At 62.1% G+C, this 24,396-nt stretch carries 14 protein-coding genes and 2 pseudogenes; 10 read left to right on the top strand and 6 right to left on the bottom strand.

Going from position 1 to position 24,396, the window contains the following annotated elements:
- Nucleotides 1-3: 3 nt before the first annotated feature.
- A complete protein-coding gene (locus tag OLZ32_RS16335; protein WP_017991407.1) occupies nucleotides 4-6,303 on the bottom strand; it encodes a HAMP domain-containing protein in 6,300 nt (2,099 codons plus the stop codon).
- A 208-nt stretch (nucleotides 6,304-6,511) separates the two neighbouring features.
- Here OLZ32_RS16335 and OLZ32_RS16330 point away from each other — a divergent pair, with 208 nt between their 5' ends.
- The 7 genes from OLZ32_RS16330 (at nucleotide 6,512) to OLZ32_RS16300 (ending at nucleotide 11,688) form a co-directional block, all read left to right on the top strand.
- A complete protein-coding gene (locus OLZ32_RS16330; RefSeq protein WP_017991408.1) occupies nucleotides 6,512-6,976 on the top strand; it encodes a hypothetical protein in 465 nt (154 codons plus the stop codon).
- Nucleotides 6,977-7,053: 77 nt separating this feature from the next.
- On the top strand, nucleotides 7,054-7,335 hold the full coding sequence (locus OLZ32_RS16325; RefSeq protein ID WP_017991409.1) for a hypothetical protein: 282 nt from the start codon (nucleotides 7,054-7,056) through the stop codon (nucleotides 7,333-7,335).
- Nucleotides 7,336-7,461: 126 nt separating this feature from the next.
- Nucleotides 7,462-8,073 carry a helix-turn-helix domain-containing protein gene (locus tag OLZ32_RS16320; protein WP_017991410.1) on the top strand — a complete coding sequence of 204 codons (612 nt, stop codon included), beginning with the start codon at nucleotides 7,462-7,464 and terminating at the stop codon, nucleotides 8,071-8,073.
- Nucleotides 8,073-8,711 (top strand): RES family NAD+ phosphorylase, encoded by a 639-nt coding sequence (locus OLZ32_RS16315; protein ID WP_017991411.1) that lies wholly within the window; start codon nucleotides 8,073-8,075, stop codon nucleotides 8,709-8,711. Before OLZ32_RS16320 ends, OLZ32_RS16315 begins: the two co-directional genes overlap by 1 nt.
- Before the next feature lie 156 nt (nucleotides 8,712-8,867).
- Complete coding sequence (locus tag OLZ32_RS16310) at nucleotides 8,868-9,893, top strand: ABC transporter substrate-binding protein (RefSeq protein WP_017991412.1); 1,026 nt, start codon at nucleotides 8,868-8,870, stop codon at nucleotides 9,891-9,893.
- Nucleotides 9,890-10,930 carry a FecCD family ABC transporter permease gene (locus OLZ32_RS16305; protein ID WP_017991413.1) on the top strand — a complete coding sequence of 347 codons (1,041 nt, stop codon included), beginning with the start codon at nucleotides 9,890-9,892 and terminating at the stop codon, nucleotides 10,928-10,930. Before OLZ32_RS16310 ends, OLZ32_RS16305 begins: the two co-directional genes overlap by 4 nt.
- Nucleotides 10,927-11,688 carry an ABC transporter ATP-binding protein gene (locus OLZ32_RS16300; protein WP_017991414.1) on the top strand — a complete coding sequence of 254 codons (762 nt, stop codon included), beginning with the start codon at nucleotides 10,927-10,929 and terminating at the stop codon, nucleotides 11,686-11,688. The genes OLZ32_RS16305 and OLZ32_RS16300 overlap by 4 nt, the downstream gene beginning before the upstream one ends.
- A gap of 43 nt (nucleotides 11,689-11,731) precedes the next feature.
- Here the strand turns inward: OLZ32_RS16300 and glgB are convergent, their stop codons facing one another.
- The 3 genes from glgB to OLZ32_RS16285 are packed head-to-tail and all read right to left on the bottom strand — an operon-like array spanning nucleotide 11,732 to nucleotide 20,445.
- On the bottom strand, nucleotides 11,732-13,942 hold the full coding sequence (gene glgB / locus OLZ32_RS16295; RefSeq protein WP_264421807.1) for a 1,4-alpha-glucan branching protein GlgB: 2,211 nt from the start codon (nucleotides 13,940-13,942) through the stop codon (nucleotides 11,732-11,734).
- The gene (treS, locus tag OLZ32_RS16290) at nucleotides 13,939-17,220 is read right to left on the bottom strand and encodes a maltose alpha-D-glucosyltransferase (protein WP_017991416.1); all 3,282 of its coding nucleotides are present in this window, start codon (nucleotides 17,218-17,220) and stop codon (nucleotides 13,939-13,941) included. The genes glgB and treS overlap by 4 nt, the downstream gene beginning before the upstream one ends.
- The gene (locus OLZ32_RS16285; protein WP_026160243.1) at nucleotides 17,221-20,445 is read right to left on the bottom strand and encodes an alpha-1,4-glucan--maltose-1-phosphate maltosyltransferase; all 3,225 of its coding nucleotides are present in this window, start codon (nucleotides 20,443-20,445) and stop codon (nucleotides 17,221-17,223) included.
- A 599-nt stretch (nucleotides 20,446-21,044) separates the two neighbouring features.
- On the opposite strand from OLZ32_RS16285, the gene OLZ32_RS16280 reads away from it, so the two are divergent.
- Both OLZ32_RS16280 and OLZ32_RS16275 read left to right on the top strand, forming a co-directional pair.
- Nucleotides 21,045-21,950 carry an MBL fold metallo-hydrolase gene (locus OLZ32_RS16280; protein ID WP_017991418.1) on the top strand — a complete coding sequence of 302 codons (906 nt, stop codon included), beginning with the start codon at nucleotides 21,045-21,047 and terminating at the stop codon, nucleotides 21,948-21,950.
- Entirely contained in the window at nucleotides 21,947-22,717 is a 771-nt protein-coding gene (locus OLZ32_RS16275) for a phosphotransferase enzyme family protein (protein WP_017991419.1), read from the top strand. Before OLZ32_RS16280 ends, OLZ32_RS16275 begins: the two co-directional genes overlap by 4 nt.
- A gap of 57 nt (nucleotides 22,718-22,774) precedes the next feature.
- Here the strand turns inward: OLZ32_RS16275 and corA are convergent, their stop codons facing one another.
- Complete coding sequence (corA, locus tag OLZ32_RS16270) at nucleotides 22,775-23,818, bottom strand: magnesium/cobalt transporter CorA (RefSeq protein WP_017991420.1); 1,044 nt, start codon at nucleotides 23,816-23,818, stop codon at nucleotides 22,775-22,777.
- A 127-nt stretch (nucleotides 23,819-23,945) separates the two neighbouring features.
- Here corA and OLZ32_RS16265 point away from each other — a divergent pair.
- Nucleotides 23,946-24,202 (top strand): annotated as a pseudogene (locus tag OLZ32_RS16265) (methyl-accepting chemotaxis protein); the annotation flags it as partial.
- A 29-nt stretch (nucleotides 24,203-24,231) separates the two neighbouring features.
- Here the strand turns inward: OLZ32_RS16265 and OLZ32_RS39400 are convergent.
- Nucleotides 24,232-24,386, bottom strand: a pseudogene (locus OLZ32_RS39400) (allantoin permease); the annotation flags it as partial.
- Nucleotides 24,387-24,396 lie beyond the last annotated feature (10 nt).

Raw genomic sequence — 24,396 nt, 5'->3', positions numbered from 1 at the left:
TCCTCAGCGATGCAGCCACATGCGAAGAGCCGACAGAAGCTGTTCGGTATTGACCGGCTTCGCCAGATAGTCGGACGCGCCCGCTTCCAGGCATTTCTCGCGGTCGCCCTTCATCGCCTTGGCCGTCAGCGCCACGATCGGCAACCGCCGGAACCGGGGTTCCGAACGGATGACCTGCATCGTCTCGTAGCCGTCCATTCCAGGCATCATGATGTCCATCAGCACGATCGCGACAGTGGGTTCGTTGTTGATGACGTCGATGGCTTCGCTGCCGGTCGTCGCGGTCAGGACTTTCATCCCCCGGCGTTCGAGGACGCTGCTCAGCGCGAAGATGTTGCGGGCGTCGTCGTCGACGAGCAGCACCGTCTCGCCGACCAGATCCTCGTCCGAGCTGTGCAGTTCCTGCAGCGTCGCCTGTTTTGCGGCCGGCAGGTCGGCGACCACCCGGTGCAGGAACAGGGCCGTCTCATCCAGGAGACGTTCCGGCGACTCCACCCCCTTGACCACGACGCTGCGGGCCATGCTGTGCAGCGCCGCGTCTTCCTCGGCGGAAAGCTCCCGGCCGGTGAACACGACCACCGGCACCTCGCCGATCTCGGCGTCGTCGCGCATCTGCTCCAGCACGTCGAAGCCGGACATGTCGGGAAGGGAAAGGTCGAGCACCACGCAGTCGGCAGAATTCTGCCGAAGGGCAGCGAGAGCCTCCGATCCGGAGCCGACGCTGGTGATATCGATGTCGTCATGTCCGAGAAGGGCAGTAACGCTCAGACGCTCGGCCTCGTTGTCCTCCACGAGCAGCAGATGCTTGCGGCGCGGTTGTGCATAGGCCTTCAATCGCGACAGTGCCTTGCCGAGGCCTTCCGGCGTCGTCGGTTTGCTCATGAATGCGAAGGCGCCGCGGGTCAGCCCATGCTGACGATCCTCGTCGAGGCTGATGATCTGGACCGGAATATGCCGCGTCTGCGGATTCTGTTTGAGCTGGCTCAACACCGTCCAGCCGAGCATGTCGGGCAGAAAGATGTCGAGCGAGATCGCCGCCGGCCTGTAGTCCTGCGCGAGTGCGAGCGCATCGCTGCCGCGCATCGCCACCAGAACCTTGAATCCATTATCGCGGGCAAGATCCACCAGGACGCGGGCGTAGTGCGCATCGTCCTCGACGACGAGCAGCACCGAGTCGCCGGCCGCTATCTGATGGCGATCGTCTTCGACATGTTCGGTCGGTTTGTCGGCGCGGCGGTTTGCCGCCGCCTCGGCGAATTCCACGACATTTGCCGGCGGAACAGCCTTCGGCGCAACCGCGCCCGCGCCGACATAGGTGAGCGGCAGGTAGAGAACGAAGGTGCTGCCGACACCGGGGGTGCTGCGCAGCTGGATCTCGCCGCCGAGCAAATTTGCCAGTTCGCGGCTGATCGCCAGGCCGAGGCCCGTGCCGCCGTATTTGCGGCTTGTCGAGGCATCCGCCTGCTGGAACGCTTCGAAAATGATGCGCTGTTTTTCGGGCGGTATGCCGATGCCGGTATCGACGACTTCGAAGGCAATGACCGAGGGCGCGTGCTTGAGCGAGGGATGATCGGACGACCAGCCGCTCGTTGCCGATGCGACGCGAAGCGTCACACCGCCCTGCGCGGTGAATTTGAAGGCGTTCGACAGCAGGTTCTTGAGGATCTGCTGGAGGCGCTTCGAATCCGTGATGATGCTTTTCGTGATATCGGCGCCGACCTCGACTGCGAACGACAGGTTGCGGTTTTCGGCTTCGTGCCGGAACGGCCGGGCCATCACTTCGAGCAGGTTGCTGACGGAGATCTCCTCGGCATCAACCGAGACCGTTCCGGACTCGATCTTCGACAGGTCGAGGATGTCGCTGATGAGGTTCAGCAGATCGGTGCCCGCGCCATGGATGGTCTTTGCGAATTCGACCTGCTTGCCCGAGAGGTTGCCATCCGGGTTTTCTCCCAGCTGCTGGCCGAGAATGAGGATCGAATTCAAAGGCGTGCGCAGTTCGTGCGACATGTTGGCGAGGAATTCGGATTTGTATTTCGATGTCAGCGCCAGCTCTGTTGCCTTTTCCTCCAGCGCGCGCCGGGCCTGCTCGATCTCCTGGTTTTTCGCCTCGACTTCGACGTTGCGCTCCTCCAGCTGCTGCGCCTTCTGCCCGAGCTGCTCGTTGGTCTGCTGCAGCTCGCGCTGCTGCGTCTGAAGCTCGGCGGCGAGCTGCTGGGACTGCTTGAGCAGGCCTTCGGTCTGCATGGTCGCTTCGATCGAGTTGAGGACGATGCCGATCGATGTCGTCAGCTGATCGAGGAACGACAGCTGCAGCTCGGTGAATTCGCCTGCGGAGGCAAGCTCGATCACCGCCTTCACCTGGCCTTCGAAATGCACCGGCAGAACGATGGCGCTTCTCGGCAGAGTCGTGAACACGCCGGAGCTTATCGGAACGACGTTGTCGGGAAGGTCGGTGACCAGGATGCGGCGGGCGTCGCTGGCGCACTGGCCGACAAGTCCCTGGCCGAATTCGAGCCGGGCCGGGTGCGCCGCCTCGCCCCCTTTGGCGTAGACGGAAAGCAGTGACAGGACCGGCTGCCGCTCGTCGGCATCCACCTGGTAGATGACCCCCTGATGGGCGCCGACCAGCGGCGCCAGCTCCGACAGCAGCATCTTGCCGACCAGCGTCAGGTCGCGCTGTCCCTGCAGCATATTGGTGAAGCGCGCCAGGTTGGTCTTCAGCCAGTCCTGCTCGGTGTTGCGCTCGGTGGTGAGCCTGAGGTTGTCGATCATCGTGTTGATGTTGTCCTTGAGCTCGGCCACTTCGCCGCGCGCATCGACCTTGATCGAGCGCGTCAGGTCACCCTTGGTGACGGCGGTCGCCACCTCGGCGATGGCACGCACCTGCGTCGTCAGGTTGGCGGCAAGCAGGTTGACGTTGCCGGTCAAGTCCTTCCAGGTCCCCGCAGTACCCGGAACATTCGCCTGACCACCGAGGCGGCCTTCCACGCCCACCTCACGCGCAACCGTGGTCACCTGATCGGCAAAGGTTGCGAGCGTGTTGGTCATGTTGTTGATGGTCTCGGCAAGGGCGGCCACCTCACCCTTCGACGCGACGGTGAGATTTTGCTTGAGGTCGCCGTTCGCGACCGCCGTCACCACCTTGACGATGCCGCGGACCTGCTCGGTCAGGTTGGCGGCCATGACGTTGACGGTGTCGGTCAGATCCTTCCAGGTGCCGGCGACACCCGGCACCTGCGCCTGGCCGCCTAGCTTGCCTTCGGTGCCTACCTCGCGGGCGACGCGCGTCACTTCGCCGGCAAAGGCGTTGAGCTGGTCCACCATCGTATTGATGGTGTTCTTCAGTTCGAGGATTTCCCCCTTCACATCGACGGTGATCTTGCGCGACAGGTCGCCGCGCGCCACGGCCGTCGTCACTTCGGCAATGTTTCGAACCTGGGTCGTCAGATTGGCAGCAAGCAGGTTGACGTTATCGGTCAGGTCCTTCCAGGTGCCAGCGACACCGGGAACGACGGCCTGGCCGCCGAGCCTGCCATCGGTGCCGACTTCGCGGGCAACACGCGTCACTTCGCCGGCAAAGGAGCGAAGCTGATCGACCATGGTATTCAAAGTATCCTTCAAGAGCAGGATTTCGCCGCGCACGTCGACCGTGATCTTGCGCGACAGGTCGCCATTGGCGATGGCGGTGGCGACCTCGGCGATGTTGCGCACCTGCGCCGTCAGGTTGCCGGCCATGGAGTTGACGCTGTCGGTCAGGTCCTTCCAGGTGCCGGCAACACCGGAGACCTGCGCCTGGCCGCCGAGCTTGCCTTCGGTGCCGACTTCGCGGGCGACGCGCGTCACTTCGCCGGCGAAGGCATTGAGCTGGTCCACCATCGTGTTGATGGTGTTCTTCAGTTCCAGGATTTCTCCCTTCACGTCGACGGTGATCTTGCGCGACAGGTCGCCGCGCGCCACGGCGGTCGTCACTTCGGCGATGTTTCTGACCTGACCGGTGAGGTTGGAGGCCATGGAGTTGACGTTTTCGGTGAGGTCCTTCCATGTGCCTGCAACACCCGGCACCTGCGCCTGGCCGCCGAGCTTGCCCTCGGTGCCGACTTCGCGCGCCACGCGCGTCACTTCGGAAGCGAAGCGGTTCAGCTGATCGACCATGGTGTTCAGCGTTTCCTTGAGCTCGAGGATTTCGCCCGAGACCGACACGGTGATCTTCTTCGACAGGTCGCCATTGGCAATCGCAGTCGAGACTTCGGCGATGTTGCGCACCTGTGCCGTCAGATTGCCCGCCATGGAATTGACGCTGTCGGTCAGGTCCTTCCAGGTGCCGGCGACGCCGAGCACGTTCGCCTGGCCGCCGAGCCGCCCTTCCGTACCCACCTCGCGCGCCACACGCGTCACCTCGCCGGCAAAGCCGTTGAGCTGATCGACCATCGTGTTGATGGTCTCCTTCAGTTCGAGGATTTCGCCCGATACCGTCACCGTGATCTTTTTGGAAAGGTCTCCCTGGGCGACGGCAGTCGCGACTTCGGCGATGTTGCGCACCTGCCCGGTCAGGTTGGAGGCCATGGAATTGACGCTGTCGGTCAGATCCTTCCAGGTGCCGGCGACGCCGCGCACATTGGCCTGGCCGCCAAGCCGTCCTTCCGTGCCCACTTCGCGGGCGACGCGCGTCACTTCCGAGGCGAAGGCGTTCAGCTGGTCCACCATCGTATTGATGGTTTCCTTCAATTCGAGGATCTCGCCCTTCACGTCAACGGTAATCTTCTTCGACAGGTCGCCATTGGCGATGGCAGTCGAGACTTCGGCGATATTGCGGACCTGCGCCGTCAGGTTGCCGGCCATGGAGTTGACGTTTTCGGTTAGATCCTTCCAGGTGCCGGCAACACCGCGCACATTGGCCTGGCCGCCAAGCCGGCCCTCGGTACCGACTTCGCGGGCCACACGGGTCACTTCCGAAGCAAAGGCGTTGAGCTGATCGACCATCGTATTGATCGTCTCCTTCAGCTCGAGGATTTCCCCCGACACCGTCACGGTGATCTTCTTCGACAGGTCGCCGTTGGCGATCGCAGTCGAGACTTCGGCGATGTTGCGCACCTGTGCGGTGAGGTTCGAGGCCATGGAATTGACGTTGTCGGTGAGGTCCTTCCAGGTGCCGGCGACGCCTGGCACCTGCGCTTGGCCGCCGAGGCGGCCCTCCGTGCCGACTTCACGCGCCACGCGCGTCACCTCGCCGGCAAAGCCGTTCAGCTGGTCGACCATCGTGTTGATGGTCTCCTTCAGCTCAAGGATTTCACCGGAGACGTCGACGGTGATCTTGCGCGACAGGTCGCCGCGCGCCACGGCCGTGGTCACCTGGGCGATGTTACGGACCTGCGCCGTCAGGTTACCGCACATGGCGTTGACGGAATCGGTCAGATCCTTCCAGGTGCCGGCCACCCCGGGCACCAGCGCCTGTCCGCCGAGCTTGCCTTCGGTGCCGACCTCGCGGGCGACACGCGTCACTTCCGAGGCGAAGGACCTGAGCTGGTCGACCATAGTGTTGATCGCTTCCTTGAGCTGCAGGATCTCGCCGCGCACGTCGACGGTGATCTTCTTGGAAAGATCGCCATTCGCAACGGCGATCGTCACTTCGGCGATATTGCGCACCTGCGCCGTCAGGTTCGACGCCATCGAGTTCACGCTTTCGGTGAGATCCTTCCAGACGCCCGTCACCTCCGGCACCTGTGCCTGGCCGCCGAGTTTTCCGTCCGTGCCGACCTCGCGCGCGACGCGCGTCACTTCCGAGGTGAAGACGCTCAGCTGCTTGATCATCGTATTGACGATATCGGCCGATCGGAGGAATTCGCCTTTGAGCGGCCGCCCGTCGACATCCAGCGGCACGGTCTGCAAGAGATCTCCCTTGGCGACCGCGGTGATCGTGCGCGTGACGGCGGTCGTCGGCCATAGGAGATCGTCGATCAGACCGTTGATCGATCCTTCCATTTCGGACCAGGAGCCGTCCGACAGGCCGAAGCGTACGCGCGTGCTCGTTCGCCCGTCCCGGCCGACCACCTGTCCGACATGCTCGAGCTGCCGGGCCATGCGCTGATTGGCGGCGATGATGTCGTTGAGGGCATCGGCGACCTTGCCCGTGAGACCTGTCAGGTCGGACCGCATCCGTACGGAAAAGTCGCCGCGCCTAACCGCGACAAGGACTTCCAGAAGCGCGCTGGCGTCGTCGAACGCCATCGTTTTGTGGTCATGCCCATTGAGGCTGTCTACCGCAACGCTGTCGCGCGCGAATTCGCTGGATTGGTTGCTCACGAAAATCCCCCTCTTCGACGATCGGTAATTTAGTGCTCAACTCAGAAAATGGTATGGGCCGTCCCGCGTCCATCTTAACATGATTCACCGCTCAAAATGAGCCTGATAGTTGCAAACATCGGAAATGCTCGCCGGAAACCGTCTCGGTGGAATTTGTGGTTTTTCGTGCGCGGAACACTTTGCTGCCGGCTGTCGTTACCGTCCTGAAATGGAGAGCGACATGTCGAACGTCTCAAGGACAGGCAAGGAAGAGATCAACAACGCGACCAGCCCGACCACTTTCGGAAAGTCGGTCGAGAGCCAGGCGCAAATCGATGACGCCGCTGCGCAAGCGTCGCCCGATGCCGGCGGCGAGATGCTCAACATCTACCGGTTGGAGCCGATCGCAGCATCCGACGATCCGAGATGGGACAATTCCCCCGGACACGGCATCGTCGTCGTCGCCGCCAGAACGGCCGGTGACGCAAGGATCGTCGCCGCGGCTCGTGAGCTCGATTTCATGGAAGTGGATGCGGCTCCCGCCGAGGATGTGACGACGGTCAATGCCAGCGCCTTTCGGGACGACAAGCTTTACACCGTCATCGAGATCGACCGGAACAGGGGCGATGTCACGCGAGGGATCCTCGACGGCGCCGTCGCCGTCGATACGATCCGGGCGGTCGAATCGGACTGATGTAGCAATGCTGCGGCGCTATCGGCGATGCGCCTGAGCGCCATCGTCGCAGATCCCCTCGTTTCCCTGGAGTTCTCATGAATACGGCCAACCTCCAGCTCAAGGGCCTGATCATGGCGATGGCGTCGATATGTGATGCGATCGTCGAGAAGGAACTGCTTACCAGCGGGGAACTGAATGCCGCGCTCTCGAAAGCCAAGAAGGCAGTCGACGAAGATGACGACCATGAACTGTCGGACGCCAACCGCGCCGCGATCCTGTTCCCCATCCGTGTGCTGCAGCTCGCCGAAGAGGCAGGCAGGAGAGGCGAACGGTTGACATTTTCGGACTATGCCAAGCTCGTGGGAAAGCTGAACTGAGCATGTTCGAAGGCTTTACCCTGGATGCTATCGACATCGGAGCGGGTTCGCTTCGGGCACCTCCCCTTGGTTGACTTCATACCATCAACTGCTGTATAAATACCTTGTCAACCTAGGAGCCGCTCGATGGTCCGCCACGTATCCGGTCCCGTCACAGTGCAGGAAGAGCCGAATTCCATCAGGACCGCGTTTCTGCGACGCGCGACATCGGCGCTGGAGCGCATTTCGGCGAATGTGCAGGCAAAGGACCTGGCCGATGCGCTTTCAGCCCCGACCGATGCCGGATCGTTGGCGCAGCTTCTCAGCCGCTCGGATATGGTGGGCGCGGCGATAAACGATCTCGATCCGCTTGTTCCGGCGCTGGCTCGCAACGTCGAGCATCGGCAAAATCTCATCGAACGGGCCGGCGGGACGATGTCGGCCGAGGACGCCGGACGGATCCTCGGCATCAGCAGACAGGCCGTCGACAAGAGGCGGCGAGCCGGCACGCTGCTTGCCGTACGCGAAGGCAGCGACTGGCGCTATCCGCTCTGCCAGCTGGATCAAGGTGAGGTGATCGCGGGGATTTCCGACGTCGTACGTGGTTTTGCCGCCGCCGGTCCTTGGATCGCATTGGATTTTCTGCTCGCTTCCGATACGGCTCTCGGTGGTCGGACAGCCTTGCAGGCGCTCCGCGACGGCGATCGCGAAGCAGTCCGGCGTCTGATTCGGATTGAAACCTCCGACGGCTTTGCCTGATGCCGGCAAATGCAGGCAGAGGGCCGTCGGGAGCTGCACTGCCCCCGTCCCCTTGGCTCGCCCATTCGCCATTGCCGATCGACCTCATTGCGGCCGGGCAGGTTCTCCATAAGGTTCATCAGACGCATCTCGATCCCATCTTCTTTGGACCCGGCCCCGGGATTGCCCCCACCAATCGTTTCGACAGCGCACGCGGACGTTTCGGAATTCTCTATGTCGGGATGAGCCGCAGGGGAGCGCTTGCGGAAACGATCCTGCGGAATCCCCAGCGGTTGATGGTGTCCATGACGGAAATCACCACCCGCGCCATCAGTGAACTCAGCTGTATCAGACCGCTGAGGATCGTGCGCATGCACGGAACCGGCCTGCAGGCACTCGGCACCGATAATGCCATTTCCACCGGCCCTTACGAACCATGCGGCCTTTGGACCGACGCGCTTTGGGACCATGTCGACCAGCCGGACGGTCTCGCCTACCAGTCGCGCCACCATTCGAGCGAGATCTGCCTTGCCCTTTTCGAACGTGACGACATGGCGTTCAACAGAAAGGGCACGCTTCCGCTCTCCGGCATCCTCAAGGAGATTGCCGCGATCCTCGAAGTCTACGGCAAGTCGCTGTCCCCGGTCGGCCCTGTTTAGACGGCGAACGCGGCTGCAGTTCAACGGATGATGGCACGTTGCCCTCGCAGCAATGCGCTGCAATTTTGCGATAAGTTGATTTGTTTGGTCTTGTTTTCTGCCTGTTTGTGAGGCTATACGGCGGCCGGATATACTCACGCACCGGGGAATTTCTTCGTGACCAGCCTTAAATCGCTTCTGGCCGCCTGCGGCCTCTCCGCCATCATCGGCCTTGCCGCAAATCCGTCTTTGGCCGGCTCGACGACCTACCCGCTGACACTGGAAAACTGCGGCGCGCAGGTGACTTTCCAGAAGGCGCCCGAACGGGCGATCGGCCTCGGCCAGAACAGCGCTGAAATTCTGCTGCTGCTCGGCCTTCAGGACAAGATGGCCGGCACGGCCTTCTGGCCGAGCAAGGTCCTGCCGCAGCTCGCAGAAGCCAATGCCAAGGTCAAGCTTCTGACCGTCGAGATGCCGACCTTTGAATCGATGCTCGCCGAAAATCCCGACTTCGTGGCGGTGGCTCTGCCGAGCCTGGTCGGGCCGAACAGCAAGATCGCCAAGCGCGAGGATTTCGACAAGGTGGGTGTCGCGACCTATCTCTCGCCCAGCACCTGCCTCAGCACCAAGGACGTCAAGGACCAGTACGGCAGCCGCGCCGAGCTGTGGAACATGGATCTTCTCTACAGGGAAATCGATGAACTCTCGCAGATCTTCGACGTCGCCGATCGCGGCCAGGCGCTGATCGCCGACTTCAAGGCGCGCGAAGCCAAGCTTCGCTCCAGCGTTTCGAAGGACGGCAAGAACCTTTCCTACATCTTCTGGTTCTCCAGCCCCAGCCCGTCGGCGGACGCCTATCTCGGCGGCAAGAACAGCGCGTCCGGCTTCATCGCCGACCTGCTCGGCGGCCACAACGCGATATCAGCGGAAGCGGAATGGCCGACGCTCGGCTGGGAAGGCATCATCGCCTCCAATCCCGACGTCATCGTCGTCGCCAGTCTCGACCGCAACCGCTGGGAGCTCGACAAGCCGGAGGCCAAGATCAATTTCCTGAACACCGATCCGGCCGTCAGCCAGATCCCTGCCGTCAAAAACAAGGCGATCGTGATCATGGACGGCCAGGCCATGAACCCGACCGTCCGCACGGTCTACGGCGCTGAGCAGGTGGCCGGCCAGCTAAAGGCTCTCGGTCTGTTGAAGTGACGGAAGCGGGCCGTATCTTCCGGCAACTGGGAGCCATCCTCGCACTGCTCCTCGCCTCTTTCTGCCTCATCGCTATCGCCATTGGCGTCAGCGTCGGGATCGGCGACCTGCCGATCCCGCTTGCAACCACGTTTTCGGCCGTCACCAACCGGCTGGGATGGACCGCGGTCGAACTGAACCGCATCCATGAGACCGTCATCTGGGATTATCGTCTCAGCCGGGCGCTCGTTGCCGCCTTCTGCGGCGCGGGCCTTGCGCTGTCGGGCGCGATCATGCAGTCGCTGCTGCGCAATCCGCTTGCCGAGCCCTATGTGCTCGGCATCTCCGCCGGCGCCTCTACCGGCGCCGTCGCGATTGTCATCCTAGGGATCGGCTCGGGCGCGGTGTCGCTCTCGGCCGGCGCATTCGCCGGCGCTTTCGCAGCCTTCTTCTTCGTGGCGCTGCTCTCGAACGGCACGCGCGGCGGCGCGGATCGCACCATCCTTGCCGGCGTCGCCGCATCGCAGCTCTTCAACGCCTCGACCTCCTACATCGTCACCACCTCGGCCAATGCGCAGCAGGCCCGCGACGTCATGTTCTGGCTGCTCGGCAGTTTCGGCGGCGTGCGCTGGCCGGAATTCGCGCTGGTCTCGATCATCGTCGGCATCGGCCTCGTCGGCTGCCTGTTTTACGCCCGCGTGCTCGACGCCTTCGCCTTCGGCGACGAGGCGGCATCCTCGCTCGGCGTCAATGTCGGCCGTGCGCGGATGGTGCTCTTCGCGCTGACGGCGATGATGACGGCCACAATCGTCAGCATGGTGGGGTCGATCGGCTTCGTCGGCCTTGTCGTGCCGCATGTCGCCCGCTTTGTCGTCGGGCCGCTGCATGTCCGCCTGCTGCCGGCCTGCGCTATAGCAGGGGCGATCTTCATGGTGCTCGCCGACATCGCCGCGCGCGCCCTCATTCCGAACCAGATCCTGCCGATCGGGGTCGTCACGGCCCTGGTGGGTGTCCCGTTCTTCTCGATCATCCTCTACCGGTTCCAGCGCGCATCATGAGCATCAAGGCCGACAACCTCATCTGGAAAATTGGCAGGAAGACCATTCTCGATGGCGTTTCCATGGAGGCGCAGCCCGGCCGGATGCTTGGTCTGCTCGGACCGAACGGCTCGGGCAAAACCTCGCTGCTGCGGCTTCTGGCCGGCCTGAAGCGGCCGCATTCCGGCCGCGTCACGCTCGACCGCAGCGATATCGGCACGATCAGCCGCCGCTCGATTGCCCGGCGGATCGCCTTCGTCGAGCAGCATGCGACGACGAATGCCAATCTGAAGGTGGTCGACGTCGTCAAGCTCGGAAGGTTTCCGCACCGATCGATGTTCTCGGGCTGGACGGGGGCCGACGAAGAGGCGGTGGAAGAGGCGCTGGCGCGCGCCGGCATGGCGGAGAAGCGCGACGACCGCTGGCAGAGCCTGTCGGGCGGCGAAAAGCAGCGCACCCATATCGCAAGGGCGCTCGCCCAGTCGCCCCAGGAACTGATCCTCGACGAGCCGACAAACCATCTCGATATCCAGCACCAGATCGGCCTGATGCGGCTCGTCTCCGGCCTGCCGATTACCAGCATCGTCGCCCTGCACGATCTCAACCATGCCGCCATGTTCTGCGACCAGCTGATCATCATGCAGCATGGCAGGATCGTCGCCTCCGGCGCGCCGCAGGACGTGTTGAGCGAGGATCTTTTAAGGAATGTCTTCTCCGTCGAGGCCCGTATCGAAACCTCTCCCTATCATTCGCGCCCGCATATCCATTATCTCAGGTGACGGTGAAACCGCCACCGAGATGACCGTTCCGCGGCCGCGCGGGTCAGGGCGACGGCCCCTGCAGAAAAATCGTCGATAGCGGCGGCAGCGTCAGGGACAGGGAGACGGGCCTGCCATGGGCGGGCACGGGTTCGGTCGACACCGCGCCGTTAACCAGGCCCGAGCCTCCATATTCCCGCGCATCCGTCGTCATCCGCTCGATCCACACACCGTCACTGGGCACACCGATCCTGTAGCCGTAACGCGGCACCGGCGTGAAATTTGACATGACCAGCACCGACGAAGCGCGGTCGGGCGCATAACGGAGCATGCCGAGGACGGAATTGACGGCGTCGTCGGCTGCCGCCCATTCAAAACCCTCGGAATGAAAGTCGCCGAACTGCAATGCCGGCTCGTCCCCGTAAAGGCCGTTCAGATCCTTCACCAGCCGCTGGATCCCCACATGCTGAGGCTGGTCCAGCACATCCCAGGTCACCGACCCGTCGTGATTCCACTCGCTCGGCTGAGCGATTTCGCTCCCCATGAACAAAAGCTTCTTGCCGGGATGGCCCCACATGAAGGCGAGATAGCTGCGCAGATTGGCGAATTTCTGCCATTCGTCGCCCGGCATCTTCGTCAGCAGCGAGCCCTTTCCGTAGACGACCTCGTCATGTGAAATCGGCAGAATGAAGCGCTCGGAATAGGCATAGATCATGCCGAAGGTCATCGTGCCATGGGCGTAACTCCGGTAAATCGGATCCTGCTCGATGTAGCTCAGGCTGTCATGCATCCAGCCCATGTTCCACTTGATGTCGAAGCCCAGCCCCCCTTGCTCCGGCGGCTTCGTCACCCCGGGCCAGGCCGTCGATTCCTCGGCGATCGTCATCGCGTGCGGGCAGCGCTCGTGAATGATGCTGTTCAGATGCTTGAAGAATTCGACCGCTTCCAGATTCTCGCGACCGCCATATTGGTTGGGAATCCATTCGCCCTCGTTGCGGCTGTAGTCGCGGTAGAGCATCGAGGCAACGGCGTCGACCCGCAAACCGTCGATATGGTAGCGCTCCAGCCATTCCAGCGCGCTGGCGATCAGGAAGCCCTTCACCTCGTTGCGGCCGAGATTGTAGATCAGCGTGTTCCAGTCGCGGTGAAAGCCTTCGCGCGAATCTTCGTGCTCGTAGAGCGCGCTGCCATCGAAGCGGGCAAGCCCCCAGACGTCTGTGGGAAAATGGGCCGGCACCCAGTCGAGGATGACGCCGATCCCGGCGCCATGGCACCGGTCGACGAAATAGGCGAAATCCTCAGGCGTCCCATATCGGCCGGTCGGAGCGAAGAGACCGAGCGGCTGATAACCCCAGGACCCGCCGAACGGATGCTCCATGATCGGAAGCAGCTCGATATGGGTAAAACCCATGTCGCTGACATAGGGAACGAGCCGCTGGCTGAGTTCGACCCAGTCGAGCGACCTGTTGCCGTCCTTTTGATCACGAAGCCACGAACCGGCGTGCACCTCATAGACGGAGAATGCACCCTCCAGCCTGTCTTGCCGGGACCGGCCTCTCATCCAGCCGTCATCGGTCCATCGAAACGGCGTCGACGATGCGACGATGGACGCGGTGGATGGGGCGGCCTCGCTCGCCCTCGCGACCGGATCGGCCTTCTGCGGCAGGCAGGTCCCCTCAGCATCGACGATCTCGAACTTATATCTCTCGCCGGGAGCCAGCCGCGGAATAAACAGCTCCCAGACACCCGCAGACTGCCTCAGCCGCATCGGGTTTCGCCGCCCATCCCAGGCATTGAAGTCGCCGACGACCGAGACGCGGCGGGCATTCGGAGCCCAGACGGCGAAACGAACACCCGATATCCCGTCGATCGACATGGCTACCGCGCCGAGAGTGCGGCTTAGACTGTAGTGAGTGCCCTCCGATATCAGATGAAGGTCGAGCTCTCCAAGCAGCAGACCGAAACTGTAGGGATCCTCGGTGATCTGGACTGCATCCGGCCATGTGATCCGCAGCCGGTATCCCGTCCTCGAGGCCGCCGTCGCCGCAAACAAGCCGGACGGGTGGGCGATGCTGAAAGGTGCCACCACCCGGCCGCTCGTCGCATCGATGAGATCGACCGCTTCCGCGCCAGGCAGATATATCCGCACGATCGTCATGCCGCCGCTTTCGTGGGGACCGAGGATCGAAAACGGATCGCCGTGGCGCCCCTCGATCAAGGCCCATAACGCATCCTGTCCGATGCCCGCCAGGAGTTCCGAGCGCTCAACATTCATGCCTTGACCCCCGCCAGACGCGATACGATTTCGGTAAAGCCGTATAGCGGAATCGGAAGCCATTTCGGCCTGTTGCGGGCCTCATAGGCGATCTCGTAGGCGGCCTTTTCGAGAAGAAAGGCATCGAGAACCTTTCGTCTTTGATTGGCTGGCATGTCAAGCTCCTTCGATACGGAGACGGCTCGCGAATAGGCATCAAGAAAGGCTGCCTCGGCATGGCGCCCGAAGCGGGCGATCGCCTCGCGCCGGACTTCGTTCTCATGTTCGATGACCGCATCGTTATCGAGCTGGGCGGTGGCCACGAGGTAGCTCAGCGACCTCAAAAGCCCGGCGACATCGCGCAGCGGGTTCGTCTTGGCGCGGCGTTCGGTCAAGTTTTTCGCAGGCTCGCCTTCGAAGTCGATGATGACGGCATCGCCTTCGCTGACGAGGATCTGGCCAAGATGGAAATCGCCATGCGTGCGCGTCATCAGCGTATGGCGGGCGCTCTCCGCCAGCGTCGCGGCGAGCTCGACGAGTTCGGAGCGACGCTCGAGAAGCGGTGCCGCAAGCAGGTCGATCGCGGGATCGGCATTCTCCGCGCGCTCGTCAAGCTTCGACAGGGCATAGGCCACCTCGCCGGCAACGGCCTTCTTCATCGCTTCGACCTCACTGTCGCCTGATACCACCGGGCTGAAGGCCTCGTCCCCGGTCTCCCCGGCAAGCACCACATGCAGCTCGCCGAGCCTGAGGCCGACCATAGCAACGAAGCTGATCAGCGGCTGGAAGACGTCATCGCCCGGTTGGACGGCCGGATCGTTCAGCACGAGTTCGTCAGCGCCGCGGCGCAGATTGTTCAGCATCCAGTTCCAGGCATCGCCTTGATTGCGAATGGCGCCCTGGACGATGATCAATGTCGAACGGCGTCCGCTGGAATCGGTGTGTGCGACTTCGCCGAGCAAGGGTGCGGTGTGCTCGTAGCCGGCGCGGGTGAGAAAGCGCGTCATCTCGACCTCTGGATGAATACCGGGAAAGATGTGCCTGATCAGTTTGATCATCGCGAGATCGCCGACGATCAGCGAGCTGTTGGACTGCTCGGCCGAGAGCCAATGGACCGGAAGGTCGTCGGTGACTGCGAGGCGATCGAGCCGCTCCGTGCCGAGAAATTCGAGAGTGCCGGTACGGCCGGTGATGCGCGAGCGGTCGCCAAGTCCGCGCAGGATGCCGCGCGCCATCGCCTCCACGGCAAATCCGTCCGTGAGGAAACCGACGCGCCTGCCCTGGCGAATCCGTCCGAGCGCCAGCTGCTGGGTCAGCACAGAGGGTTGCGCATCGTCCCAGGCGACCGCCAGTGGCAGCTGGTAGGATTCGCTGTGGTTCGGCAGCACGGCTTCCAATTCGCCGAGAACGATGCCGTCGGCAAACGGGATCGGCGTTGCAGAGATCAGACGTGCCGCCTGAAGCGCCTGGTCCTTCGCCCCGAACCACCGCCGTTTCGCGAGATAGGCCGGCAGGATTTCGGTGCTGAGGACGCGCCCAAGCTTGGGTTCATCGACAAGATCGAGCAGGCCGCGGCGGATGACCATCGTCACCAGATCGGGAAGCTGCTCCGGCGGCGCGGTGCGCCATGCCGGCGGGTCGGCATCGGCCTCCAGCTGGAACCAGAAGAAGCCGTAGGGCGGCAATGTCAGCAGATAGGTCAGCTGGCCGATCGGCGGAAAGGGCGACATGCCGGTCAATTCGATGGGTACACGGCCCTCGAAGCTCGACAGGTCGAGTTCGACGGCCTGGGGCAGCCGCGAGAGGTTTGCGACGCAAAGCAGGGTCTCGCCTTCATATTCCCTGAGATAGGCAAGGATCTTGCGATTCTCCGGTGAGAGGAAACGCAGCGAACCACGCCCGAAAGCCGGATGCCTGCCGCGCAGCGCCAGCATCTTGCGCGTCCAGTTGAGCAGCGAATGCGCATCCGTGCTCTGCGCCTCGACGTTGACGGCCTCGAAACCGTAGAGCGGGTCGGCGACCGGCGGCAGGACGAGACGCGCCGGGTCTACCCTGGAGAAGCCGCCATTGCGGTCCGGAGACCATTGCATCGGCGTCCTCACCCCGTCCCGGTCGCCGAGATAGATATTGTCGCCCATGCCGATCTCGTCGCCGTAATAGATAACCGGCGTTCCCGGCATCGAGAGAAGAAGCGCGTTCATCAGCTCGATCCGCCGGCGGTCGCGCTCCATCAACGGCGCTAAGCGCCGCCTTATGCCGAGATTGATGCGGGCACGCTTGTCGGATGCATAGGTCTCCCAGAGATAGTCCCGCTCGGCGTCGGTCACCATTTCAAGCGTCAGCTCGTCGTGGTTGCGAAGGAAGATCGCCCATTGGCAGTTGTCTGGAATCTCCGGCGTCTGGCGCAGGATATCGGTGATCGGAAACCGGTCCTCCTTGGCGATCGCCATATACATGCGCGGCATCAGTGGGAAGTGGAAGGCCATGTGGCATTCGTCGCCGTCTCCGAAATATTCGCGTGTGTCCTCCGGCCATTGATTGGCCTCGGCAAGCAGCATTACGCCGGGATGAGTGGCATCGAGCGCGGCACGTATGCGTTTGAGGATCGCGTGGGTTTCCGGCAGGTTTTCGTTGATCGTCCCCTCGCGTTCGACGAGGTAGGGGATCGCGTCGAGACGAAAACCGTCGATGCCGGTTTCCAGCCAGAAGCGCATCACCCTCAGCAATTCCTCCATGACAAGGGGGCTATCGAAATTGAGGTCGGGTTGATGGGAATAGAAACGGTGCCAGTAATAGGCGCCGGCGACCGCGTCCCATGTCCAGTTGGATTTTTCCGTGTCGATGAAAATGATGCGCGTTTCCGGAAATTTCTGATCGGTGTCAGACCAGACGTAGAAGTCGCGCTCTGCCGATCCTGCCGGCGCTTGGCGCGCGCGCTGGAACCAGGGATGCTGATCGGAGGTGTGATTGATGACGAGTTCGATGATGACGCGGATATTGCGCTGGTGGGCAGCGTCTACGAAAGCCCGGAAGTCCTCAACTGTCCCGTAATCGGGGCTGACACTGCCATAGTCGGCGATGTCGTAGCCGTCGTCTCGGCGCGGAGAGGGAAAGAAAGGCAAAAGCCAGATGGCATTGACCCCGAGGGCTGCGATGTGATCGAGCTTCTGGTGCAGGCCGGCAAAGTCGCCGACCCCGTCACCATTGGCGTCGTAGAACGACTTGATGTGCAGCTGGTAGATGATCGCATCCTTGTACCAGAGCGGCTGCGGCGCGCTATCTGCATTCATCGTGTCCATTCATGCCTCCCTTGAGCGAATACGCCAGATCGCATAGGGCAGGACCTCAGGATTGAGACTGATGCTCTGCCATTTGCCGGTCCATTTGAAACGATGCCCGCCGATCAGATCTTCGGCATCCAGCGTGCCGCCGTCGCCCAGCGACCAGTGCCAGAGCGGCAGCTCGACGTCGCTCTGCTGGAAATTATGAGGGTCGAGGCTGATGGCGATAAGCAGGACGTTGTCGCGGGCACGGCTCGCCTTCGCGAAAAACAGGATATTGTCATTTCGCGCATTCAGCAGCGTCAGCCCGAGATGCGAATGCAGCGCGGTGTTTTCGTTCCGGATGCGATTGAGCGTCCTGATTTCGGCAATGATATTGCCCGGCCGGTCGTAGTCCCAGGCGCGGATTTCGTATTTCTCGCTATCGGCATATTCCTTGCGCTTGGCATCGGGACGCCCCTCGCAAAGTTCGAAACCGTTATAAACGCCCCACAATCCCGAAAGGGTGGCGGCAAGTGCTGCGCGGATCAGGAAGGCAGGGCGCGGCGCGTTCTGAAGAAAATCCGGATTGATATCATGGGTGTTGACGAAGAAATGCGGGCGGAAGAATTCCTTCGGCGCAGTCTCCGTCAGCTCCCGCATATATTGCTCGAGCTCCCACTTGGCATTGCGCCAGGTGAAGTAGGTATAGGACTGGGAGAAGCCGATCTTTGCCAGCCGGTACATGACCTTCGGCTTGGTGAAGGCTTCCGAGAGGAAGACGACATCGGGATGACGAGCCCTGATATCGCCGATCAGCCATTCCCAGAACGGAAAGGGCTTTGTGTGCGGATTGTCGACGCGAAACAGCTTGACGCCCTGGTCCACCCAAAGCTGGACGACATCCCTGAGCTCCACCCATAACGAAGGCAGCGCATCTCTGGTGTAGAAATCGACGTTGACGATGTCCTCGTATTTCTTCGGCGGGTTTTCGGCATATTTGATCGTGCCGTCGGGACGCCAGTCGAACCAGCCGGGATGCTCCTTCAGCCAGGGGTGATCCGGCGACGCCTGGATCGCGAGGTCGAGAGCAATCTCCAGGCCATGCCGGCCTGCCTCCTCGACCAGCCGGCGAAAATCCTCGAACTCGCCGAGCTCGGGATGGATGGCGTCGTGGCCGCCGTCCTCGGAGCCGATGGCATAGGGACTTCCAGGGTCATCAGGCCCGGCTTTCAGGCTGTTGTTGCGACCTTTCCGGTTGGTCGAGCCGATCGGATGAATCGGTGGGAAATAGAGCACATCGAAGCCCATGTCGCGGATGGCGGGCAATCGCGGAATGACGTCGTCGAAGGTGCCGTGCCGGTCCGGATCGCCGCTCTGCGAGCGCGGGAAGATCTGGTACCAGCTGGCAAAGGCAGCCTCCTTGCGTTCGGCATCGACGGCGCTTGCCGTCGAGCGAAGCCGAAACGGCCGCCTGTCCGCCTTGTTCATCAATTCCGATGTTCCGGCATCGAGCAGAATTGCCGTGCGCTCGGCATCGGAAGCTCTTTCGAGGCTGCTGACGAGGGCCTTCAAGTCGGCGCCGAGCGCGGCACCTGCATGCGTCTCAGCCGAACGAACCAGGTTCAACCCCTCCTGCAGCTCGAGCTTCAGGTCCAGCCGGGCATCGTTCTTCTTCGTCAGCTCGTAGCGAAAGATCGCAAACGGGTTCTTCCATGCCTCGACGGCAAATTCATAACGTCCAATGCGCTCCAGCAGGAATTCCGCGCGCCAGCGGTCGTTTTCGACCAGCTGCATCTCCGCCTCGTTCCAATCCGGCGCATCGAGCGGCCGCCAGAGCAGGACCGCGGCGATCGGATCGTGGCCGTCGGCGAATATATCGGCCTCGACGGTGAGGATGTCGCCGACCACCCGCTTGACGGGAAAGCGCCCATCATCGACCCGCGGGATGATGTTTTCGATGGCGAGCCGCGGCGAAGCAACCGCTTGCTCGATATCGAGGATCGGCCGGGATGTAATCGGCGCCGGCGCCTTGCCTTCGACCACCAGGGTCTCCCCTGCCCGCAGCCGCAGAGCCGTGCCGTCGGCTGCGGCGGGCAGAAAACCGGAGGCTGCTTCGCGCAGTGCGGTCACTGGAGCGAGTGCACTTGTTCGAAGGTCCCTGTTGAGCAGGATGAATCGCACATTCTCGGCGCTACGAAGGTCTTCCGCCGCCGATTGTAGCAGTGCTGAGACCGGTCCGTTGGCGTTGCGGATGAGCCGAAGCGATGAGGCCGGCGCATGGGGTTTCTTGCCGATCTCGGTGTTCGCAAGGCGAATTTCGGAGGAGATATCGAAAGCGAGATCATGGCGGAGCCCCCGCAAACCCGTTCCATTCCCATGGGTCGGATCGAGTGGTGTGGCGGCGCCATATTCGAAGCCCATCGGAACCATCATGCCGCCGCCCAGCGAGGCGGCAAGGCGCAGCGCCCTAATGGCGCGCCGTTCGAGAATTTCGCGGCTCTCGGTTCCGTGCGCGATCCGCCTGGCGAATGGCGGCTCGGGAAAAGCGATCTGCCAGCCAAGCTGCTTCTGGATGCGGTGTTCTTCGATGAACCATCTCTCGTCAAAATCCCACCAGGCCATCGATGAAAAACATCCATCGAAGCCTGTATTCTTGACCGCGTCCCTCACGCCGAAATCAGTGCCGGGCGTCCAGGCGAGGAATTGCGCGTCCGCCTTCTCGCGCACTGCGGCAATCAACGATTTGAAAGCCGCCGGCGCAATGCGATCGATCCCGAGCGCCCGATAGCCGGCGAGGCCGAGACCGGCCAGCCCTCGCAGCCGTTCGGTCCATTCTTCCAACAGCTGGGATCGAGACTCCGCCTCCATCGCGGTCATCGGTTCCGCCGGGTCCAAAGGCGAGCGTCTCGGATCGACAGGGCGAAAGCCCGCCTTGGGATCCCGGGCCTTGCCGTCGAGCATCAGGTCCATCATCAGGGCGATGCCGCTCTTGCGGGCGGCCTCCGCCAGACGCCCCACCCCATCCTCGACGGAGTTTCCAAGCGACAGTTGAGGATCGAGGCGGGCCAGATCCTGGGAGGCAAAGATACTGCGCTCCCCGCCCCGATCGAAGAGAGGTGCCGTCAGTACGCGATCGAAACCGGTATCCGCAGCATGGTCGAAAACCTCGCGCCACGCATCGATACCCTGAAGAAGGAGTGGATTGACATAATAGATCCGGGGTGGGGTGCTCAACACACCCTGGTTTGGAGAGAATGACATCGGCCGCCGCTCGAGTTTGATTTGAAGGCAAACTTCCGTTGGCCGCGGTTGTTCCACTGAAACTGCCAATTTGCGATGCGCAGGCATCGTCGGCCGCACTGGCGCAGGATCGATGGGACGCGCTCCGTTCGCGCATCAAAGGCCCTGGATTCCGCAGACGGACCTTGAAGTTTCGTGCCGTATTTGGATAGTCTTCCGCTTCCCGGGAGGTGACCCATTTGGCTGCTGACTGCGCACCATTGCTTCGATCGATACGCCTTAGCGCCGCCCTGTCTGCTTGCGCACTGTGCCTCGCCTCCTGGAGCATCGAGACCGATCGCTCCACGAGGGACACGCATGAAGACGCTGGTTCCCCGATGTGCGGTTCCGCTCCAAACACCGTGGACGCCGAAGAGCTATGGCCGCTCGAAACCGAGCGTGATGGTCATATGCACGGCCGCGGTGCCGAACATCGTGATGAGACGTTGGGATGTACATGTTCCGGTAGAGCGGAAGCCAAATCAGACGGGGAGCACCGCCCCGTTCTGAAAGAGCAGGCGCCCGAACGGGACTTGATGTATCCGAATGAATCACTGCGATTGCAATAAAGGCGACCAGACGTGAATCCATCGGTGGAATTGTGTTCATATCCCGAACTCGATGATCGAATCGTGATCGTCAGGGCGGGGGACGAAGTTGATGCCGTGTTCGTCCGGACCGAGAGGTTCAATGTCCTGATCGATACGCTCGGCACGCCCGAACTCTGCATGGCGGCGCTCGAACTGCTCGAGGCACAGACGAACGCTCGTCCGCTGATCGTCATCAATTCGCATATGGATTGGGATCATTTCTGGGGGAATACCGCCATTGCGGGGCGCGCTCCGATTATCGCGCATGCCGCCGCGCTCGACCGCTTAGGCGACCCTTCCGCACAGGAGGTCCTGAGGGACAAGGCGAGCCAGGAGCTGCGGTTTCGGAACGTCGACCTCATCGGTCCCGATATTACGTTCTCGGGCTCGATGACCCTCAACGGCGGCGATCTGACGCTGGAACTCATTCATACACCGGGACACACGCCCGACCATATCGCAGTATGGATTCCCGAACTCCGCATCTGCCTGGCCGTCGACGCGGTGGAATATCCCGTCCCCGAAGTCTGGAGCAAAAATGCAGGCGACCTTCGCTTAATCCGCTCCTCGCTCAAGCGGATACGTGACCTCAATGCAAGACTGGTTATCCCTGCGCACGGCCGGACGTACTCTCCTTCGGCGGTGGATGACAACCTCGCCTATTTCCAAGCCCTGGCCGATCGTGTCGGCAGTTTGAGCGAGAGCCAGCTGGCCGATCCGCAACTCGGCGGTTCAAGCGGCCTGCGGCTTGAAGACTTTGTCCCCATCCCCGACGGAATGCCTTCCGACGTCGTGGCGTTCTACCGGAACTGCCATGAGACAAACCTTGGCGCCACGGTTCAGGCCCATATCGAAAAACTGAATTCGCATAAAGAACGTCTGGAGGCCGGAACGTGAAATTGTTGGAGGGCGGACGAACCGGGCAGATCTGGCAGGACGGCAATACTGTCGTACGGCCTTCCGGCGCATGGACGCCAACGGTGCACCGGTTTTTGCGCCATCTCAGGAGCAGAGGCTTTCCGGGATCGCCGGATCCCATCGAAATAACCGGAAACCAGGAAGTCGTCAGTTATGTCACCGGGCGCGTCTGCGAAGACCTGAGCGACCAATTTGTCGGATCCGAGCGCATGCTGCTTTCCGCCGCCAGGCTTCTGCGCGATTTTCACTCGGCATCTCAAGGGTTTCTCGAATCGGATCGCGAGATCCAGACATGGATGCTGCCGCAGCGGGAACCGTGCGAGATCATATGCCACGGCGACTATGCGCCCTACAACGTCGCTACGGCAGACCATGAGGCTGTGGGGATCATCGATTTCGATACCGCCCATCCCGCACCGCGCCTATGGGATCTGGCCTATTCGGTTTACCGCTGGGCGCCGCTCTCCGATCCTGCCAATCCGGACGTGACCTTCGGCCTCGACGAACAGCTGCGCCGCGCGGAAATCTTCTGCACGGCATATGGGGCGACGATGGAAGACCGGCTGCAGCTCCCTGAGATGATCTGCAGGCGGCTGCAGGCACTGGTCGATTTCATGCTGGCAAGTGCGGCCGCTGGAGATGAGACCTTCGTGGTGGACGTGGTTGCCGGAGACGCCCAGCTGTATTTGAGCGATATCGGCTATATCAGAAGGCATCGGAATAGACTGCTGAAGGCCCTGTGCTGACGCGTCTTCGCCAAGCCGGATGTCCGTCTGCCGCATACCCGCCCCTACATCAGATATCTAGAGCCACTTCTTCCGACGGAAGAAACCGAAGAGGCCCAGGCACAAGGTGACGATGACGCCGAGCACGACGAAATAACCATACTGGGTTTTCAGCTCCGGCATATCGTTGAAATTCATCCCGTAGATACCGGCGATCGCGGTGGGAACGGCGAGGATTGCCGCCCACGCGGCGAGCTTGCGGGCGATCGCCGTCTGCTCCGTCTGGCCGATCATCACGCTGGCCTCGAAGGCGAAGGCAAGGACCTCGCGCAACGCATCGATATCTTCCTGAACCCGGCGCACGTGATCGGTCACATCGCGAAAGAGGGACTGGAGTGTGGGATCCATACCGGGAAGATCGATGTGCTCGTACCGCCGGCAGACGTCTACCAGCGGCACCACGGCATTGCGCAGCCGCAGCAGCTTGCGCCGCAACAGGTAAAGCCGCTCGATATCGGACTTTTCCAGCTGTTCGCGCAGCACCAGATCCTCGAGCTTCTCGACCTCCTCCTGCACGACCTCGATGACGGGCATGTAGTTGTCGACGATGAAATCGAGGATGGAATAGAGAATATAGTTCTCGCCATGGGCAAGGGCCGCCGGCGTGGCCTCGCATCGCTGACGCACCGCCAGATAGGAGGACGAGTCGCCGTGGCGGACGGAAACGACATAACCGCGACCGACGAACAGATGCGTTTCGCCGAAGACGATTTCGTCATCCTTCATATGGGCGGTCCGGGCGACGATGAACATCGCGTCCCCATAAATCTCCAGCTTCGGGCGCTGGTGAGGCTGTGCTGCGTCCTCGATCGCCAGCGGATGGAGATTGAACTGCGCCTGGACCTGGTGCAGCAGCGCCTCATCCGGCTCGTGCAGGCCGATCCACACGATCGCATTCTCTCGGCCCCGCCATTCGCCGGCCTCCTCTATCCTGATGTCGCGAATGCGTTGACCATGCTGGTAAACGGCGGCAGCCACGACGCCGGGCCGTTCATACGGAGGCGATGTGAAACCGCCACCTGCCCGCGCAATAGCACTATCCAGATCCTTTAGCCGTTCCAAATCCAGCTATCCTCTCCATTCCCGCACGGGATCAGATATCCGCAGGGCCAATCTCTTCGCCGGTCGGGCGCTCAGCCGATCATAATGCTATTTCGTAAAACATGCATCACCGCGTCGGTGCGGGTCAGAGAAGTCCATCGGCCTCAGCGAAGTCAACGTCGCAGTCAACCGGATGGACCAGACCACGCAGCAGAACGCAACCATGGTGCAACAGTCGACCGCAGCATCCAATTCTCTCGCGCAGGACGCCCAGAAGCTTCGCGAACTCATCGCCCAGTTCAGGCTCGACGATGCGGTCAGTCCTCCGCCCTTCGCTCGACGGCGAGAACGATGGCGCAGCCCGCGGCCCGCGCAGCCGTGCATGCGGTTGGCGCTCGTCGCTGAAACGGGCGGCGACAGGAAAACCTGATATGTCAGGGCGCGAAGGCCGGGTTACGCCCGCGCACCCATTCTCAACACGAAATAGATCGCCCCGCCGATGGCGACGCCGAACAACCAGCCGTAGGAAGGTGCCCCACCAGTCCGGCAGGATGGTGGTGAAGGTCGGCAGAATCGAGGAGAACAGCGCCCGGCTCTCA

Source organism: Rhizobium acaciae, from assembly GCF_025941625.1.
GTDB classification, from domain to species: domain Bacteria; phylum Pseudomonadota; class Alphaproteobacteria; order Rhizobiales; family Rhizobiaceae; genus Rhizobium; species Rhizobium acaciae.
Note: the sequence above shows the minus strand (reverse complement) of the source record. Positions and strands in the feature narration are given on the sequence as shown.